Consider the following 16,768-nt stretch of genomic DNA (forward strand, 5'->3'; position numbering starts at 1 on the left):
CCCGGAAGCTAAGCCTTACAGCGCCGATGGTACTGCAGGGGGGACCCTGTGGGAGAGTAGGACGCCGCCGAACAATTCTTCAAGGGTTGGACCCTGAACTTCGGTTCCGGGTCCAACCCTTTTTTGTTGTCCGTCACTTGAAGTTCACGTGGCGCAACCACCATCCGCAGCATGGGTACTGCAGCAATGCTCAGGGCCGCCGGCGTCGGAGTCGGTGACGAGGTCGTCGTACCGGCCTTCGGGAACGTGGAAGTCGCCGAAGCGGTGACCCTGGCCGGTGCGCTCCCGGTGTTCGCCGACATAGATCCGGCGACGTACTGCCTCGATCCGGCCGCGGTCGAGGCCGCCGTAACTCCTCGTACCGCGGCCGTCGTTGTCGTCCATCGTTTCGGGCGGCCGGCCGATGTGGTGCGGATGCGTGCGCTCGGGCAGCGGCACGGGCTGCTGGTGCTGGAGCAGGGGGAGTCCGAGGCGCCGTACGACGAGATAGCCCAGCGGCGGCAGCGGGCCGGGTACCTGGACGCGCGGCTGAAGGGCGTGCGGACGCCCGAGGGCGGGGTCGGGCACACCTATCAGCAGTACGTCGTGCGGGTGCCGGGGAACGGGCGGCCGGACCGGGACGCCTTCGCACGCGCCATACGCGCCAAGGGAGTTGACTGCCGGGTGCCGGTGAAGACACCCGTGCACCGACTGCCCGGGTTCCGGCAGTGCGTGGCGCTGCCGGAGACCGAGCGGGCCGCCGACGAGACGCTGGCGCTGCCGGTCGACACCTCGCTGACGAAGCGGGACATGCAGCGGATCGTGTCCGCGTGCAACGCTCTCGGAGGGTTGCTGCAACCCGCCTTCTGATCGGTTTGGGAGCACGGGTCTGTTCGGGGTATGATCTATTCCGTTGCCGCGAGGGAAACCTCGGGAAAGCGACAGGCCCCTATAGCTCAGTCGGCAGAGCGTCTCCATGGTAAGGAGAAGGTCAACGGTTCGATTCCGTTTGGGGGCTCAGAGAAAAAGGCCTCCGCCCTTCCGGGCGGGGGCCTTTTTCGTTGCCCGGACCGTGTCAGGCGTTCTCGAGACCGGGGACGCGCATCGCGAGGATGGCCATGTCGTCGGACGGGGCGTCGGAGGCGAAGCGTTCCACGGCGCGCATGATGCGGGCCGCGACCGCGCCCGCCGTGAGGCCGGTGCAGGTGGTGAGGACGTCGGCGAGGCCGTCGTCGCCCAGCATGCGGGTGCCCTCACGGCGTTCGGTGACGCCGTCGGTGACACAGAGCAGGACATCGCCGGGGTCCAGGGTGACCGTCTCCTCGTAGAGCTCCAGGTCCTCCAGGACGCCGAGGAGCGGCTGGGGTTCCGCGGCCGCCTCGACCGTGCCGTCCGGGCGCAGGCGCAGCGGGAGGGGGTGGCCGGCGCAGACCACCTTCAGTTCGGCGCTGCCGTCCTCCTGGGTGCGCAGTTCGCCGTAGAGGAGGGTGAGGAAGCGGCTGCGGTCGCCCTCGTCGAGGATGGCGGAGTTCAGGCGCTCGAGGACGGCGGGGCCGCTGAGGCCTTCGCGGGCGAGCAGGCGCAGCGCGTGGCGGGCGAGGCCGGTGACGGCGGCGGCGTTCGGGCCCGTGCCGCAGACGTCGCCGATGGCGAAGCCGTAGACGCCGTCGCGGATGGGGAAGACGTCGTAGAAGTCGCCGCCGACCTCGTTGCCCTCGCCGGCGGCGCGGTAGATGACCTCGACCTCGACGCCGTCGATCTGCGGGTACTCCGGGGGGAGCAGGCTGCGCTGGAGGGACTGGCTGATCGCGGTGCGCTCGGAGTAGAGGCGGGCGTTGTCCAGGGCGAGGGCGGCGCGGCGGGAGAGGTCCTCGGCGAGTTCCAGGATCTCCTGGCGGAAGTGCTCGTCGGTGGGCTTGCCGAGGGTGAGCATGCCGATGACGCGGTTGCGGGCGACGAGCGGCAGGACGACGGTCTCGCCGCCGACCGCGGCGGCCGTGGCGAGGGTGGGGCCGATGCCCGAGCTGACCGTGGCCGGTTCGCCGAGGCCGAGGCTGCGCATGGAGGAGCGGAGCGCGGCCTGGTGGGCGGCCTCGGCGGGCGCGGACCAGACGCGGGCGCCGGGGGTGGGGACCGGGTCCGGCGGGGGGATCTTGGACAACAGTGACTTGATGCCGTCGATGAGTTCCTCGTCCTCGTGCAGGACGTACGACAGGTCCGGCTCGGAGGACTGGTCGGCGATGGTGTAGACGGCGCACCAGGTGGCGAGGGTGGGGACCGTCATCTGGGCCATGAGGGCCAGGGTCTGGTCGCGGTCGAGGGTGCCGGCGAGGAGGTCGGAGGCCTCGACGAGGAAGCTGAGGGAGCCTCGGCGCAGGCGTTCGAGTTCGCCGAGGCGGGCGGACTCGACGGCCAGGGCGATGCGGTCGGCCGCGAACTGCAGGCGGAGGGCCTCCTCGTTGCTGTAGCGGCCGGGGGCTTCGGCGGCGACGCCGAGGGAGCCGGTGAGGCGGCCCTCGACCTTCAGCGGGACCGTGACGACGGAGCGCATGCCGGTGCCGTTGAGGAGGGGCACCGCGCCGGGGACGGCGGTGAGGTCGTCGTGGACGGCGGGCATTCGCGCGGAGCCGTAACGGCCGGGTCCGGCCTCGACGGGGACGCGGGCGAAGCGCTGGCGGGCGGAGGGCAGGCCGGTGGAGGCGCGGACCTCGAGTTCCGTCTCGTCGTCGGTGGCGAGCAGCAGGAAGGCGGAGTCGCCGTCGAGCATGTCGCGGGCGCGTTCCACGGTGCGCTGGAGGAGGCCGTCGAGGTCGTCGGGGGCGGGGGAGCCGATGAAGATCTCGAAGGGGTCGGCGCTCTGGCCCTCGGCGGCGGTCGGGGCGTCGGGGGAGACGTGGCGCAGCGGAGTCTGCAGGACGGCGCGTTCGTGGTCGCGTACGAGGAGGCAGACCGTGGAGGGTTCGCCGGCGGTGTCGCGGACGCGCAGGTGGGAGGCGTACACGGGGACGACCCGCCCGGAGGCGTCGCGGATGCCGTAGCTGCCCTCCCAGCGGGAGAGCTGGAGGGCTTCGGCGATGCCGGTGCCGGTGCCGGGGGTGTGCGGCCAGGCGGCGAGGTCGGTGAGGGGTTTGCCGGTGACCAGGTCGGCCTGGTAGCCGAAGAGTTCCTCGGCGTCCTCGTTCCACGCGGTGATGGCGCCGGTGCGGTCGATCTGGACGACGGCGACGCGGACCCGGCCGTCGGCGAGCGGCAGCAGGTCGGCGGGGAGGGCGGGGCCGGCGGTCCGGGTGCCGACCGGGCGTTCGGGCAGTGCGAGCTGGAACCAGACGTTCTTGTGGGTGGGGGTGTACTCGACGCCCCAGCGGGTGGCGAGGGCCGCGCAGAGCTGGAGGCCGCGGCCGCCCTCGCGGTCGGGGCCGCTCATGGCGACGGCCGCGTTCTGGAGGGGGACCTCGCGTTCCGGGTAGCGGTCGGAGACCTCGATGCGGACGCCGTCGTCGGCGCGCAGGCACAGGACGTCGGCGGCGGTGCCCGCGTGGACGACGGCGTTGGTGACCAGCTCGCTGGTGAGGACGACGGCGTCGTCGACGATGTCGGCGTAACCCCAGCCCTGGAGGGTGTCGCGGACGAAGGAGCGGGCGGACGCGACCGAGCGCCCCACGGGGTCGAAGCTGGCGGCCGCGCGCGCGGTGATCACGGAACTCCTCGACCTGCTTTCGTCGTGCCGGTCCCCGGGGCCGTCCGGCGCGGGCTCGGGCTCGTGCCGGGCTTGGGGCGGCAGGCCGCCCGTCGGCCGGGGGTCCGGGGGCTGTCCCCCGGGGATCAGTCCGGTGGTCATGTGTGCGGCCGCCCCTCCATGCCCGCTCGTACTCGTGCCACCGCCCAGGCCGGACGGACCGGCGTGGCTGGACAGCCGGATGCAAGGTTACTTACCTTCGCCGTCCATGCGGATGCCGGTCTGCAGTGTTTCCGTCCGGAGGGTGTGCGGACGGTGTGCGAAGCTGCCGAACTGTTATGGCCTGGTTCGGCCGGGGTGAAACACTGGGCAGGGTTCCGGGTGGAGTCCGGGCAGGCCGAGTGTGATCCGTCGGGGCGGGGCAGCAGCCCCCTGGGTACGGCGGGTGCGGCCTGGCGGGATCCCGTGCGGGAGCAGCCGGTACGCCGGAGGCCGACGGCAGCGGTACCCGAGCACAGCAGTGAATGGTCGACCCCTGCGGGAGGGACACAGTGGAGTCTGGCGCAGCGACGCGGGGCACGAAGACGCGCGCGAAGAGCGGACCGTCCCTGGGCAAGCGGCGCATCGCGCCGAGCGGGAGCACCACCGAGGTGGACACCGCTGCCCTGAACCGGTTGCTGGCGGCCCTGGTGGCCATGCGTGACGGGAATTTCCGCAAGCGGCTCACGGTGTCCGGCGACGGCGTGATGGCGGAGATCGCGGCGGTCTTCAACGAGGTGGCCGACCGCAATCTCCATCTCACGGGTGAGCTGTCGCGGGTGCGCCGGGTGGTCGGGCGTGAGGGGAAGCTCACGGAGCGGCTGGAGACGGGGGCCTGCGAGGGGTCGTGGGCGGCGGCGATCGACGCCTCCAACGCGCTGGTGGACGATCTGGTCTGGCCGGTGTCGGAGGTCAGTCGGGTGCTGTCGGCGGTGGCCGAGGGCGATCTGTCGCCGCGGATGGACCTGCGGACGCAGGCGCCGGACGGTACGGGGCATCCGCTGCGCGGGGAGTTCCTGAAGGTCGGGCGGACGGTGAACAACCTGGTCGACCAGTTGTCGACGTTCACCGACGAGGTCACCCGGGTGGCCAGTGAGGTCGGGACCGAGGGCAAGCTGGGCGGGCAGGCGCGGCTGCGCGGTATGTCGGGTTCGTGGAAGGACCTGACGGAGTCCGTCAACACGATGGCGCACCGACTGACCGCGCAGGTGCGGGACATCGCGCTGGTGACGACCGCGGTCGCCAAGGGGGACCTGTCCCGGAAGGTCACGGTGCACGTGGCCGGCGAGATGCTGGAGCTGAAGAACACCGTCAACACGATGGTGGACCAGCTGTCGGCGTTCTCCTCGGAGGTGACGCGGGTCGCGCGCGAGGTGGGCACGGAGGGCGAGCTGGGCGGTCAGGCCCAGGTGCCCGGGGTGGCCGGCGTGTGGAAGGAACTCACCGATTCGGTGAACACCATGGCCGGCAACCTGACGGCGCAGGTGCGGGGCATCGCGGAGGTGACGACCGCGGTCGCCAACGGTGACCTGTCCCGCAAGGTGACCGTGCAGGCGCGCGGTGAGGTGGCGCAGCTCGCCGAGACCATCAACCAGATGACCGAGACGCTGCGGATCTTCGCGGACGAGGTCACGCGCGTGGCCAACGAGGTCGGCGCGGAGGGGCGGCTCGGCGGGCAGGCGAACGTGCCGGGAGCGGCCGGGACGTGGAAGGACCTGACGGACTCCGTCAACACGGTGTTCCGGAACCTGACCACTCAGGTGCGGGACATCGCCGCGGTGACGACGGCGGTGGCGAACGGCGACCTGTCGCAGAAGGTCACGGTGGACGTGGCCGGCGAGATGCTGGAGCTGAAGAACACCGTCAACGGGATGGTGGACCAGCTGTCCGCGTTCGGTTCCGAGGTGACGCGGGTCGCGCGGGAGATCGGTGACGAGGGTGAGCTGGGCGGTCAGGCGCAGGTGCCGGGCGCGGCGGGCACCTGGAAGGACCTGACGGACTCCGTCAACACGGCGTTCCGGAATCTGACCGGACAGGTGAGGAACATCGCGCAGGTCACCACGGCGGTGGCCAACGGCGACCTGTCGCAGAAGGTCACGGTGGACGTCTCCGGCGAGATGCTGCAGCTGAAGAACACCGTGAACACGATGGTGGACCAGTTGTCGTCGTTCGCCGACCAGGTGACGCGGATGGCGCGGGAGGTCGGCACCGAGGGCCGGCTCGGGGGTCAGGCGCAGGTGCCGGGCGTGTCCGGCACGTGGAAGGAGCTGACCGACTCGGTCAACTCCATCACCGGCAATCTGACCGCGCAGGTGCGGCAGATCGCGCAGGTGACGACGGCGGTCGCGCGTGGTGACCTGTCGCAGAAGATCACCGTGGACGCGCGCGGCGAGATCCTGGAGCTGAAGAACACCATCAACACGATGGTCGACCAGCTGTCCGCGTTCGCCGACCAGGTGACCCGGGTGGCCCGTGAGGTGGGTACGGAGGGCCGGCTGGGGGGTCAGGCGCAGGTGCCCGGCGTCGCCGGTGTGTGGCGTGACCTGACCGACTCGGTGAACGGCATGGCCGGCAACCTGACGGCGCAGGTGCGGCAGATCGCGCAGGTCGCGACCGCGGTGGCGCGTGGTGACCTGTCGCAGAAGATCACCGTGGACGCGCGCGGCGAGATCCTGGAGCTGAAGAACACGCTGAACACGATGGTGGACCAGCTGTCGTCGTTCGCGGAGGAGGTCACCCGCGTCGCCCGCGAGGTGGGCACCGAGGGCAAGTTGGGCGGTCAGGCCGAGGTGCAGGGGGTGTCCGGCACCTGGAAGGACCTCACCCAGTCGGTGAACTTCATGGCGAACAACCTGACCGTGCAGGTGCGCAGCATCGCCGACGTCACCACCGCGGTCGCCAAGGGCGATCTGTCGAAGAAGATCACCGTCGACGCCAAGGGCGAGATCCTGGAGCTGGTGACCACCGTCAACACGATGGTGGACCAGCTGTCGAGCTTCGCCGAGCAGGTGACGCGGGTGGCCCGTGAGGTGGGCACCGAGGGCATCCTGGGCGGCCAGGCGCACGTGCCGGGTGTCACCGGCATCTGGAAGGACCTGAGCGACAACGTCAACCTGATGGCGAAGAACCTCACCATGCAGGTGCGGAACATCTCGCAGGTCGCGGCGGCGGTCGCCAACGGTGACCTCACGCGGACGGTGACGATCGAGGCGCGCGGTGAGGTGGCGCAGCTCGCCGACACCTTCAACACCATGGTGAAGACGCTGAGTTCGTTCGCCGAGCAGGTCACCAAGGTGGCCCGTGAGGTGGGTACGGACGGCATCCTCGGCGGGCAGGCGCACGTGCCGGGCGTGGCGGGCACGTGGAAGGACCTCACCGAGTCGGTGAACCAGATGGCGTCCAACCTGACCGGTCAGGTGCGCAACATCGCGATGGTGACGACGGCCATCGCCAAGGGTGACCTGACGAAGAAGATCGACATCGACGCGCGCGGTGAGATCCTGGAGCTGAAGACGACCATCAACACGATGGTCGACCAGCTGTCCTCCTTCGCCGAGGAGGTCACCCGCGTGGCCCGTGAGGTGGGCACGGAGGGCCAGCTGGGCGGTCAGGCGCGGGTGCGGGACGTGGACGGCACCTGGCGGGACCTGACCGAGTCGGTGAACGAGATGGCCGGGAACCTGACCCGGCAGGTGCGGGCCATCGCGCGCGTGGCGACCGCGGTGACCCGCGGCGACCTGAACCTGAAGATCGACGTGGACGCCTCGGGCGAGATCCAGGAGCTTCAGGACTACATCAACAAGATGATCGCCAACCTGCGCGACACCACGATCGCCAACAAGGAGCAGGACTGGCTGAAGGGCAACCTGGCCCGGATCTCGGCGCTGATGCAGGGCCGCCGCGATCTGGAGGACGTGGCGTCGCTGATCATGAGCGAGCTGACGCCGGTGGTGTCGGCGCAGCACGGGGCGTTCTTCCTGGCGATGCCGCTGGCCGACGACCAGGACCTGGGCGGTGACAACGACGACCAGTACGAGCTGCGGATGCTCGGGTCGTACGGCTACTCGATGGGGTCGATGCCGACGTCGTTCCGGCCGGGCGAGGCGCTGGTGGGCACGGCCGCCAAGGAGAAGCGGACGATCCTGGTCGAGAACGCGCCCAGCGGCTATCTGAAGATCTCCTCGGGGCTGGGGGAGGCGCCGCCCGCGCAGGTCATCGTGTTGCCGGTGCTGTTCGAGGGCACGGTGCTCGGCGTCATCGAGCTGGCCTCGTTCACGCCGTTCACGCAGATCCAGAAGGACTTCCTGAACCAGATCGCCGAGATGATCGCGACGAGCGTCAACACCATCTCCGTCAATACCAAGACGGAGGTGCTGCTGAAGCAGTCGCAGGAGCTGACCGAGCAACTGCGCGAGCGGTCCGCCGAGTTGGAGAACCGGCAGAAGGCGCTCCAGGCGTCCAACGCCGAACTGGAGGAGAAGGCCGAGCTGCTGGCGCAGCAGAACCGCGACATCGAGGTGAAGAACACCGAGATCGAGGAGGCGCGGCAGGTCCTGGAGGAGCGCGCCGAGCAGCTCGCGGTGTCGATGCGCTACAAGAGCGAGTTCCTGGCGAACATGTCGCACGAGCTGCGGACGCCGCTGAACTCGCTGCTGATCCTGGCCAAGCTGCTCGCCGACAACGCGGACGGCAATCTCACGCCCAAGCAGGTGGAGTTCGCGGAGACGATCCACGGCGCCGGGTCCGACCTGCTCCAGCTGATCAACGACATCCTCGATCTGTCGAAGGTCGAGGCGGGCAAGATGGACGTCTCGCCGACGCGGATCGCGCTGGTGCAGCTCGTCGACTACGTGGAGGCCACCTTCCGGCCGCTGACCGCGGAGAAGGGCCTGGACCTTTCGGTGCGGGTCTCGCCGGAGCTGCCGGCCACCCTGCACACCGATGAGCAGCGCCTGCTCCAGGTGCTGCGCAACCTGCTGTCGAACGCGGTGAAGTTCACCGACTCCGGCTCGGTGGAGCTGGTGATCCGGCCCGCGCGGGACGACGTTCCGCAGGCGATCCGGGAGCAGCTGCTGGAGACCGGGTCGCTGACCGAGCCGGACGCGGAGCTGATCGCGTTCTCGGTGACCGACACCGGGATCGGGATCGCGGCGAGCAAGATGCGGGTGATCTTCGAGGCGTTCAAGCAGGCGGACGGCACGACCAGCCGCAAGTACGGCGGTACGGGCCTCGGACTGTCCATCTCGCGGGAGATCGCGCAGCTGCTCGGCGGTGAGATCCACGCGCAGAGCGAGCCGGGCCGCGGCTCGACGTTCACGCTGTACCTGCCGCTGCACCCGGGCGAGCTGCCGCCGCACGGCTACCCGCAGGCGATGCCGGCGGCGGGCGAGCCGCCGGCGCTGGAGCCGGGGCAGGCGGACGTGGCCGTCGAGACGCCGGCGGAGGTGAAGTCGTACCACGAGACGCAGAACGGGGCGGCCGCGCTGTTCCGGCGCCGGCGCCGGGCCTCGGTCACCCAGCACCCGATCACGACGCCCGAGCAGTGGGTGACCGCCGACCAGGAGGGCGCGCCGCAGACCCAGCACGGGGTCCGCTTCACCGGCGAGAAGGTGCTGATCGTCGACGACGACATCCGCAACGTGTTCGCGCTGACCAGCGTCCTGGAGCAGCACGGCTTGTCGGTGCTGTACGCCGAGAACGGCCGGGAGGGCATCGAGGTGCTGGAGCAGCACGACGACGTCGCCGTCGTCCTGATGGACATCATGATGCCCGAGATGGACGGATACGCGACGACCACGGCGATCCGCCGGATGCCGCAGTTCGCCGGGCTGCCGATCATCGCGCTGACGGCGAAGGCGATGAAGGGCGACCGGGAGAAGGCGATCGAGTCGGGGGCTTCCGACTACGTCACCAAGCCGGTCGACCCCGATCACCTGCTGTCCGTGATGGAGCAGTGGATGCGCGGTGAGTGACGGTGGGGCAGGCCGGGCGCCCGGCCTGTGTGCGGATGTGGCGGGACGTGTGAGAGTTCACGCGGATCTGCTGACTCGCGGTGGCGGAGACCGTGTGGACGTACGCGATTCTGGGAACCTTCAGGTCTCGCGCCGCGTTTCCGCTCTGTGCACAGTGACATCGCGGTGACAGGGTGTGGCGACAGGCGGGGTGCGGCTACGATGACCGGCACGAGGACGGGCGGCGTAACGGAGTCGTCCCCTGGGGCGGCGCCCGGTGCACTGCCGGGGCGAGGAGGGCGGGCCATGGTGCAGAAGGCCAAGATCCTCCTGGTCGATGACCGGCCGGAGAATCTGCTGGCGCTGGAGGCGATCCTCTCTGCGCTCGATCAGACGCTGGTGCGGGCATCGTCCGGGGAGGAAGCGCTCAAAGCACTGCTCACGGACGATTTCGCGGTCATTCTGCTGGATGTCCAGATGCCGGGCATGGACGGTTTCGAGACCGCCGCCCACATCAAGCGGCGTGAACGGACGCGGGACATCCCGATCATCTTCCTCACCGCGATCAACCACGGACCGCACCACACCTTCCGCGGGTACGCGGCGGGCGCGGTGGACTACATCTCCAAGCCGTTCGACCCGTGGGTGCTGCGCGCGAAGGTCTCGGTCTTCGTCGAGCTGTACATGAAGAACTGCCAGCTCAGGGAGCAGGCGGCGCTGCTGCGGCTCCAGTTGGAGGGCGGCGGCAAGGGCGCGGTCGGCAGCGGCAAGGAGGCCGCCGGACTGCTCGCGGAGCTGTCCGCGCGCCTCGCGGCGGTCGAGGAGCAGGCCGAGGCGCTGTCCAAGCAGCTCGACGACGAGTCGGCGGACGCGGCCGTGGTCGCCACGGCGGCGCACCTGGAGCGCAAGCTGACCGGGCTGCGGCGGGCGCTGGACGCGCTGGAGCCGGGGACCGGCGGGGTGTCGTCGGTGCCCTCGCAGGGCTGAGCGCACCGCTCGGAACGGCCGCTCGCGCAGGCGTGGTTGGCGGGTGCGGCCGGATGCGCGCTCCGCGCGCGGGAGACGGTAATCCGGCGTCCGTGCGGAGCGGCGGCCGTTCGCCATGAGCACGCGTCAGTTTCCGGCCCGCGCAAGGGCGACACGAACGGGTGAAGCAGGAGGCACACGTGTCCCCTGTCGGCTCCCCCGGTAACCTCACACCTATGGCCTCACGTCCCTCCGCAGCCAAGAAGCAGCCCGCGAAGAAGGCGGCCGCTCCCATGAAGGCTCCGGCGCGGAAGGCCGCGGCGAAGAAGGCCCCCGTGAAGAAGGCTCCGGCCAAGAAGGCGCCCGCGCGGAAGGCCGCGGCGAAGAAGGCCGCGCCGCCGAGGCCGGCGCCCAGCCCCACCGGGGGCGTCTACCGGCTCGTCCGCGCGGTCTGGCTCGGCCTCGCGCACGCCGTCGGCGCCGTGTTCCGCGGCATAGGACAGGGCGCGAAGAACCTCGACCCGGCGCACCGCAAGGACGGCGTCGCGCTGCTGCTGCTCGCCCTCGCGCTGATCGTCGCGGCGGGCACCTGGTCCAACCTGCGCGGCCCCGTCGGCGACCTCGTCGAGATCATCGTGACGGGCGCCTTCGGCCGGCTCGACCTGCTCGTGCCGATCCTGCTCGCGGTGATCGCCGTACGGTTCATCCGCCACCCCGAGCAGCCCGAGGCCAACGGCCGGATCGTGATCGGTCTGTCCGCGCTGCTCATCGGCGTGCTCGGGCAGGTCCACATCGCCTGCGGCTCGCCCGCGCGCAGCGACGGCATGCAGGCCATAAGGGACTCCGGCGGCCTGATCGGCTGGGCCGCGGCGAGCCCGCTGACGTACACCATGACCGAGGTGCTGGCCGTACCGCTGCTGGTGCTGCTGACCCTCTTCGGACTGCTCGTGGTCACCGCGACGCCGGTCAACGCGATCCCGCAGCGGCTGCGGCTGCTCGGTGTGCGGCTGGGCCTGGTCAGCGATCCCGAGCCGGACGAGTTCGTGGCGTACACGGACGACGACGAGCGCTACGACGAGCAGTGGCGCGAGACGGTCCCGGTGCGCCCGCGCAGGCGGGGGCCCGCCCCGGAGGCGTACGACCCCGACGGCGGGGAGCAGGAGGCCCCGTCGCGGCGCCGCGGCCGGTCCCGGCGGCCGGCGGTGCCGCAGCCCGAGACGGACCGGCAGATGGACGCCGTGGACGTCGCCGCGGCCGCCGCCGCGGCGCTCGACGGCGCCGTGCTGCACGGCATGCCGCCGTCGCCGGTGGTCGCCGACCTCACCCAGGGCGTGCGGACCGAGGACCGCGAGCCGACGACCCCGACGGTGACGCCCGCCCCCACCCCGGCCGCCGCCCCGGCGCCGGTGCCGGCCGCGCGGCCCCGGCAGGAGCAGCCGAAGCCGGCGGTCCCCGACCTCACCAAGACGCCACCCAGCAAGCCCCGCGACCTGCCCGCCCGCGCGGAGCAGCTCCAGCTGTCCGGCGACATCACCTACGCCCTTCCGTCGCTGGACCTGCTCACGCGGGGAGGCCCCGGCAAGGCGCGCAGCGCCGCCAACGACGCCGTCGTCGAGGCGCTGACCACCGTCTTCACCCAGTTCAAGGTCGACGCGCGGGTCACCGGCTTCACGCGCGGGCCGACGGTCACGCGCTACGAGGTCGAGCTGGGCCCGGCCGTGAAGGTCGAGCGGATCACCGCGCTGACCAAGAACATCGCGTACGCCGTCGCCAGCCCGGACGTGCGGATCATCAGCCCGATCCCCGGCAAGTCCGCGGTCGGCATCGAGATCCCGAACACCGACCGGGAGATGGTCAACCTCGGTGACGTGCTGCGGCTCGCGGAGTCGGCGGAGGACGACGACCCGATGCTGGTCGCCTTCGGCAAGGACGTCGAGGGCGGCTACGTCATGCACTCGCTGGCGAAGATGCCGCACATGCTGGTCGCGGGCGCCACCGGCTCCGGCAAGTCGTCCTGCATCAACTGCCTGATCACCTCGATCATGATGCGGGCGACCCCGGAGGACGTCCGGATGATCCTGGTCGACCCCAAGCGGGTGGAGCTGACGGCGTACGAGGGCATCCCGCACCTGATCACGCCGATCATCACCAACCCGAAGCGGGCCGCCGAGGCGCTGCAGTGGGTCGTACGGGAGATGGACCTGCGGTACGACGACCTGGCGGCGTACGGCTACCGGCACATCGACGACTTCAACCGCGCGGTGCGCGAGGGGAAGGTCAAGCCGCCGGAGGGCAGCGAGCGGGAGCTGCAGCCGTATCCGTACCTGCTGGTGATCGTGGACGAGCTGGCCGACCTGATGATGGTGGCGCCGCGGGACGTCGAGGACGCCATCGTGCGGATCACGCAGCTCGCCCGCGCGGCCGGCATCCACCTGGTGCTGGCCACCCAGCGGCCGTCCGTCGACGTCGTCACCGGTCTGATCAAGGCGAACGTGCCCTCCCGGCTCGCCTTCGCCACCTCCTCGCTGGCCGACTCGCGAGTCATCCTCGACCAGCCGGGCGCCGAGAAGCTGATCGGCAAGGGCGACGGGCTGTTCCTGCCGATGGGCGCGAACAAGCCCACCCGTATGCAGGGCGCCTTCGTCACCGAGGCCGAGGTCGCGGCCGTCGTCCAGCACTGCAAGGACCAGATGGCGCCGGTCTTCCGGGACGACGTCGTCGTCGGGACCAAGCAGAAGAAGGAGATCGACGAGGACATCGGCGACGACCTCGACCTGCTGTGCCAGGCGGCCGAGCTGGTCGTCTCCACCCAGTTCGGGTCGACCTCGATGCTCCAGCGCAAGCTGCGCGTCGGCTTCGCCAAGGCGGGGCGGCTGATGGACCTGATGGAGTCCCGGAACATCGTGGGGCCCAGCGAGGGCTCGAAGGCGCGGGACGTGCTGGTGAAACCCGATGAGCTGGATGGCGTGCTGGCGATGATTCGTGGGGAGTCTGAAGCGTGAGGACGGACGCTGGTGGTCCCGCGGATGCAACGCGATACTCCGGTTGCATGATCGTGACTCACCCGTAAGGGAACGGTGAGCAACCGTTTCCCTTCGTCGCACGTCAAGTTGAGGGAAACGAGAACCGCGTACCCGACCGTCGGGACGACCGGCCATTCCGATGGCGTACAAAGTCCTACCGCCCGGTTGCCCCACCCTTTCGCACCCCCCCTAGACTGAACCTCCAGCAGGTGGCTACACGCTCGAAAGGCGCCCCCGTGTCCATCGGCAACTCCCCTGAAGACGAGCGTCCGTTCGATGACGTAACCGACGTTTCCGACGTTCCCGAGAAGCCCCGCACCTCCATCGGCCGTGCCCTGCGGCAGGCCCGTATCGCGGCCGGGCTGACCGTCGACGACATCAGTACCGCCACCCGCGTCCGGATCGCGATCGTGCACGCGATCGAGGCCGACGACTTCGCGCCCTGTGGCGGCGACGTCTACGCCCGCGGCCACATCAGGACCCTGGCCAAGGCCGTCCACCTGGATCCGGCGCCGCTGATCGAGCAGTACGACGCCGAGCACGGCGGCCGGCCGGCGCCCACCCCCGCCGCACCCCTGTTCGAGGCGGAACGCATCCGCCCGGAGCGGCGGGGGCCGAACTGGACCGCTGCCATGGTCGCCGCGATCGTCGCCGTCGTCGGCTTCGTCGGGTTCACCGTCTTCAAGGGCGGCTCCGACGGCGGCGCCGAGGCCCAGGTGGCCGAGGGCGCCACGCCGACGCAGAGCGGGAGCGCCTCGCCCGGCGCCGGCGACGGCAAGACCTCCGTCCCGAAGCCGGACCCGACCGAGAGCGCCATCGCCGCCGCCCCGCAGGACAAGGTCACCGTGCAGGTCAGCGCGGTCGACGGACGCAGCTGGATCTCGGCCAAGGACCACAACGGCCGGCTGCTCTTCGACGGGCTGCTCAAGCAGGGCGACTCCAAGACCTTCCAGGACAGCTCCAAGATCAACCTGGTGCTCGGCGACGCGGGCGCCATCCAGCTCTACGTCAACGGCAAGAAGATCGAGGACGACTTCCAGCCGGGCGCCGTGGAGCGGCTGACGTACACCAAGGGTGACCCCCAGGTCGGATAAGCATCCGCAGCAGGGGAAGCCGGTACGGGGTTGGCCAAGATCGGTCAACCCCGTCGACGTGGGGTGTCCGCGGGACGAAGTAGTCTTGAGCCCATGCCTGAACGCCGTACCGTCGCACTGGTCACCCTTGGCTGCGCCCGTAACGAGGTGGACTCGGAGGAGCTGGCAGGCCGTTTGGAGGCGGACGGCTGGCAGCTCGTCGAGGACGCCGCGGACGCCGATGTCGCCGTGGTCAACACCTGCGGCTTCGTCGACGCCGCGAAGAAGGACTCCGTCGACGCGCTGCTGGAGGCCAACGACCTGAAGAACCACGGCAGGACCCAGGCCGTGGTCGCGGTCGGCTGCATGGCCGAGCGGTACGGCAAGGAGCTGGCCGAGGCCCTGCCCGAGGCCGACGGCGTGCTCGGCTTCGACGACTACGCCGACATCTCCGACCGCCTCCAGACCATCCTCAGCGGCGGCATCCACGCCGCCCACACCCCGCGCGACCGCCGCAAGCTGCTGCCGATCAGCCCGGCCAAGCGCCAGGAGTCCGCGGCGGAGGTCGCCCTTCCGGGGCACGCGCCCGCCGACCTTCCCGAGGGCCTGGCCCCCGCCTCCGGCCCGCGCGCGCCGCTGCGCCGCCGGCTGGACGGCTCCCCGGTCGCCTCGGTGAAGCTGGCCTCCGGCTGCGACCGGCGCTGCACCTTCTGCGCCATCCCGTCCTTCCGCGGCTCCTTCATCTCGCGCCGCCCGAGCGACGTGCTCAACGAGACGCGGTGGCTCGCCGAGCAGGGCGTGAAGGAGATCATGCTGGTCTCCGAGAACAACACCTCCTACGGCAAGGACCTCGGCGACATCCGCCTGCTGGAGTCCCTGCTGCCCGAGCTGGCCGAGGTCGACGGCATCGAGCGGGTGCGCGTCAGCTACCTGCAGCCCGCCGAGATGCGCCCCGGCCTGATCGACGTGCTGACCTCCACCCCGAAGGTCGCCCCCTACTTCGACCTCTCCTTCCAGCACTCGGCGCCCGACGTGCTGCGCGCGATGCGCCGCTTCGGTGACACCGACCGCTTCCTGGAGCTGTTGGACACCATCCGGAGCAAGGCTCCCGAGGCCGGTGTGCGCTCCAACTTCATCGTCGGCTTCCCCGGCGAGACCGAGGCCGACCTGGCCGAGCTGGAGCGCTTCCTGAACCACGCGCGCCTGGACGCCATCGGCGTCTTCGGCTACTCCGACGAGGAGGGCACCGAGGCCGCGACGTACGACAACAAGCTCGACGAGGACGTCGTCGCCGAACGCCTGGCCCGCCTCTCCCGGCTGGCCGAGGAACTGGTCTCGCAGCGCGCCGAGGAGCGCGTGGGCTCGACCGTGCGCGTCCTGGTCGAGTCGGTCGACGACGAGGACGGCGTCTACGGCCGTGCGGCGCACCAGGCGCCCGAGACGGACGGACAGGTGCTGCTGACGAGCGGCGAGGGCCTGAGTGTCGGTCTTATGGTCGAGGCGAAGGTGGTCGGTACCGAGGGTGTCGACCTGGTGGCCGAGCCGCTGGCGGGCCATCCCGGAGGCAGCGAGGAGGCGGGCAGATGACCGGAGTGCCGGCGGCCGCGGGCGGTTCCGCCCGGGCGAACGGCCCGGCCGCGGCGTCCACCGCCCCGGGGCCGGGCACGGTGGGCGGCGCCGCCGCTCAGGGGCCGGGCGGGCCGGGTGCCGGAGCCGGGGTGGCCGCCGCCGCGGTGGTCGGGGACGTCTCGCGGGGGGAGGCCGTGGGCGTCTCCGGGGGTGCTGCCGGTGTGCCCGGGGGTGTTGCCGGCGGTCCCGACGGTTCTGCCGGTGGTCTGTCCGCGAGTGCGTCGGGAGATGCGGCCGGGGGTCCTTCCGGCGGGTCGTCCGAGGAGGCGGCCGGTGGCGCGTCGGGCGGCGCGTCCGGCGGTGGCTCGGGTGCGGGGGCCGGGAGCGGGGCGCGGGCGGCGTCCGGGAGTACGGCCGGTGCGGCGTCCCGGAGTGCGGCTGGTCCGGGGCGCCGCACCGGGGCCGGTCCGGTGGCCGGGAACGCGGTTGGTC

The 16,768-nt window shown here is 71.0% G+C and carries 7 protein-coding genes and 1 tRNA gene; 7 read left to right on the plus strand and 1 reads right to left on the minus strand.

What is annotated here, in order from left to right; translation table 11 throughout:
- The first annotated feature begins 186 nt into the window (after nucleotides 1–186).
- Together G7Z13_RS25895 and G7Z13_RS25900 are read left to right on the plus strand one after the other, a co-directional pair.
- Nucleotides 187–849, plus strand: coding sequence for a DegT/DnrJ/EryC1/StrS family aminotransferase (locus tag G7Z13_RS25895; RefSeq protein ID WP_166005285.1), 663 nt, complete (start codon nucleotides 187–189; stop codon nucleotides 847–849).
- Between the two features lie 75 nt (nucleotides 850–924).
- A tRNA-Thr gene (locus tag G7Z13_RS25900) sits at nucleotides 925–997 on the plus strand.
- Nucleotides 998–1,054: 57 nt separating this feature from the next.
- On the opposite strand, the gene G7Z13_RS25905 is transcribed toward G7Z13_RS25900, so the two are convergent.
- Nucleotides 1,055–3,817, minus strand: a complete 2,763-nt coding sequence (locus G7Z13_RS25905; RefSeq protein ID WP_166002631.1) for a SpoIIE family protein phosphatase — start codon at nucleotides 3,815–3,817, stop codon at nucleotides 1,055–1,057.
- Nucleotides 3,818–4,206: 389 nt separating this feature from the next.
- Here G7Z13_RS25905 and G7Z13_RS25915 point away from each other — a divergent pair, with 389 nt between their 5' ends.
- From G7Z13_RS25915 to rimO, 5 genes are all read left to right on the plus strand, one after another.
- On the plus strand, nucleotides 4,207–9,666 hold the full coding sequence (locus G7Z13_RS25915; protein ID WP_206313146.1) for a HAMP domain-containing protein: 5,460 nt from the start codon (nucleotides 4,207–4,209) through the stop codon (nucleotides 9,664–9,666).
- 285 nt (nucleotides 9,667–9,951) lie between these two features.
- On the plus strand, nucleotides 9,952–10,632 hold the full coding sequence (locus G7Z13_RS25920; RefSeq protein WP_166002632.1) for a response regulator: 681 nt from the start codon (nucleotides 9,952–9,954) through the stop codon (nucleotides 10,630–10,632).
- Between the two features lie 215 nt (nucleotides 10,633–10,847).
- The gene (locus G7Z13_RS25925; protein WP_166002633.1) at nucleotides 10,848–13,613 is read left to right on the plus strand and encodes a DNA translocase FtsK; all 2,766 of its coding nucleotides are present in this window, start codon (nucleotides 10,848–10,850) and stop codon (nucleotides 13,611–13,613) included.
- Between the two features lie 257 nt (nucleotides 13,614–13,870).
- Nucleotides 13,871–14,728 carry a helix-turn-helix domain-containing protein gene (locus G7Z13_RS25930; RefSeq protein ID WP_166002634.1) on the plus strand — a complete coding sequence of 286 codons (858 nt, stop codon included), beginning with the start codon at nucleotides 13,871–13,873 and terminating at the stop codon, nucleotides 14,726–14,728.
- A 93-nt stretch (nucleotides 14,729–14,821) separates the two neighbouring features.
- Nucleotides 14,822–16,294: a 30S ribosomal protein S12 methylthiotransferase RimO gene (rimO, locus tag G7Z13_RS25935; protein WP_166002635.1), complete on the plus strand. Its 1,473-nt coding sequence runs from the start codon at nucleotides 14,822–14,824 to the stop codon at nucleotides 16,292–16,294.
- Nucleotides 16,295–16,768 lie beyond the last annotated feature (474 nt).

It is taken from the genome of Streptomyces sp. JB150, assembly GCF_011193355.1.
Lineage (GTDB): Bacteria > Actinomycetota > Actinomycetes > Streptomycetales > Streptomycetaceae > Streptomyces.

Coding starts and splice junctions, on each gene's coding strand:
- G7Z13_RS25905 (WP_166002631.1), bottom strand. CDS start 3,817: ATGACCACCGGACTGATCCCCGGGGGACAGCCCCCGGACCCCCGGCCG.
- G7Z13_RS25895 (WP_166005285.1), top strand. CDS start 187: ATGCTCAGGGCCGCCGGCGTCGGAGTCGGTGACGAGGTCGTCGTACCG.
- rimO (WP_166002635.1), top strand. CDS start 14,822: ATGCCTGAACGCCGTACCGTCGCACTGGTCACCCTTGGCTGCGCCCGT.
- G7Z13_RS25920 (WP_166002632.1), top strand. CDS start 9,952: ATGGTGCAGAAGGCCAAGATCCTCCTGGTCGATGACCGGCCGGAGAAT.
- G7Z13_RS25925 (WP_166002633.1), top strand. CDS start 10,848: ATGGCCTCACGTCCCTCCGCAGCCAAGAAGCAGCCCGCGAAGAAGGCG.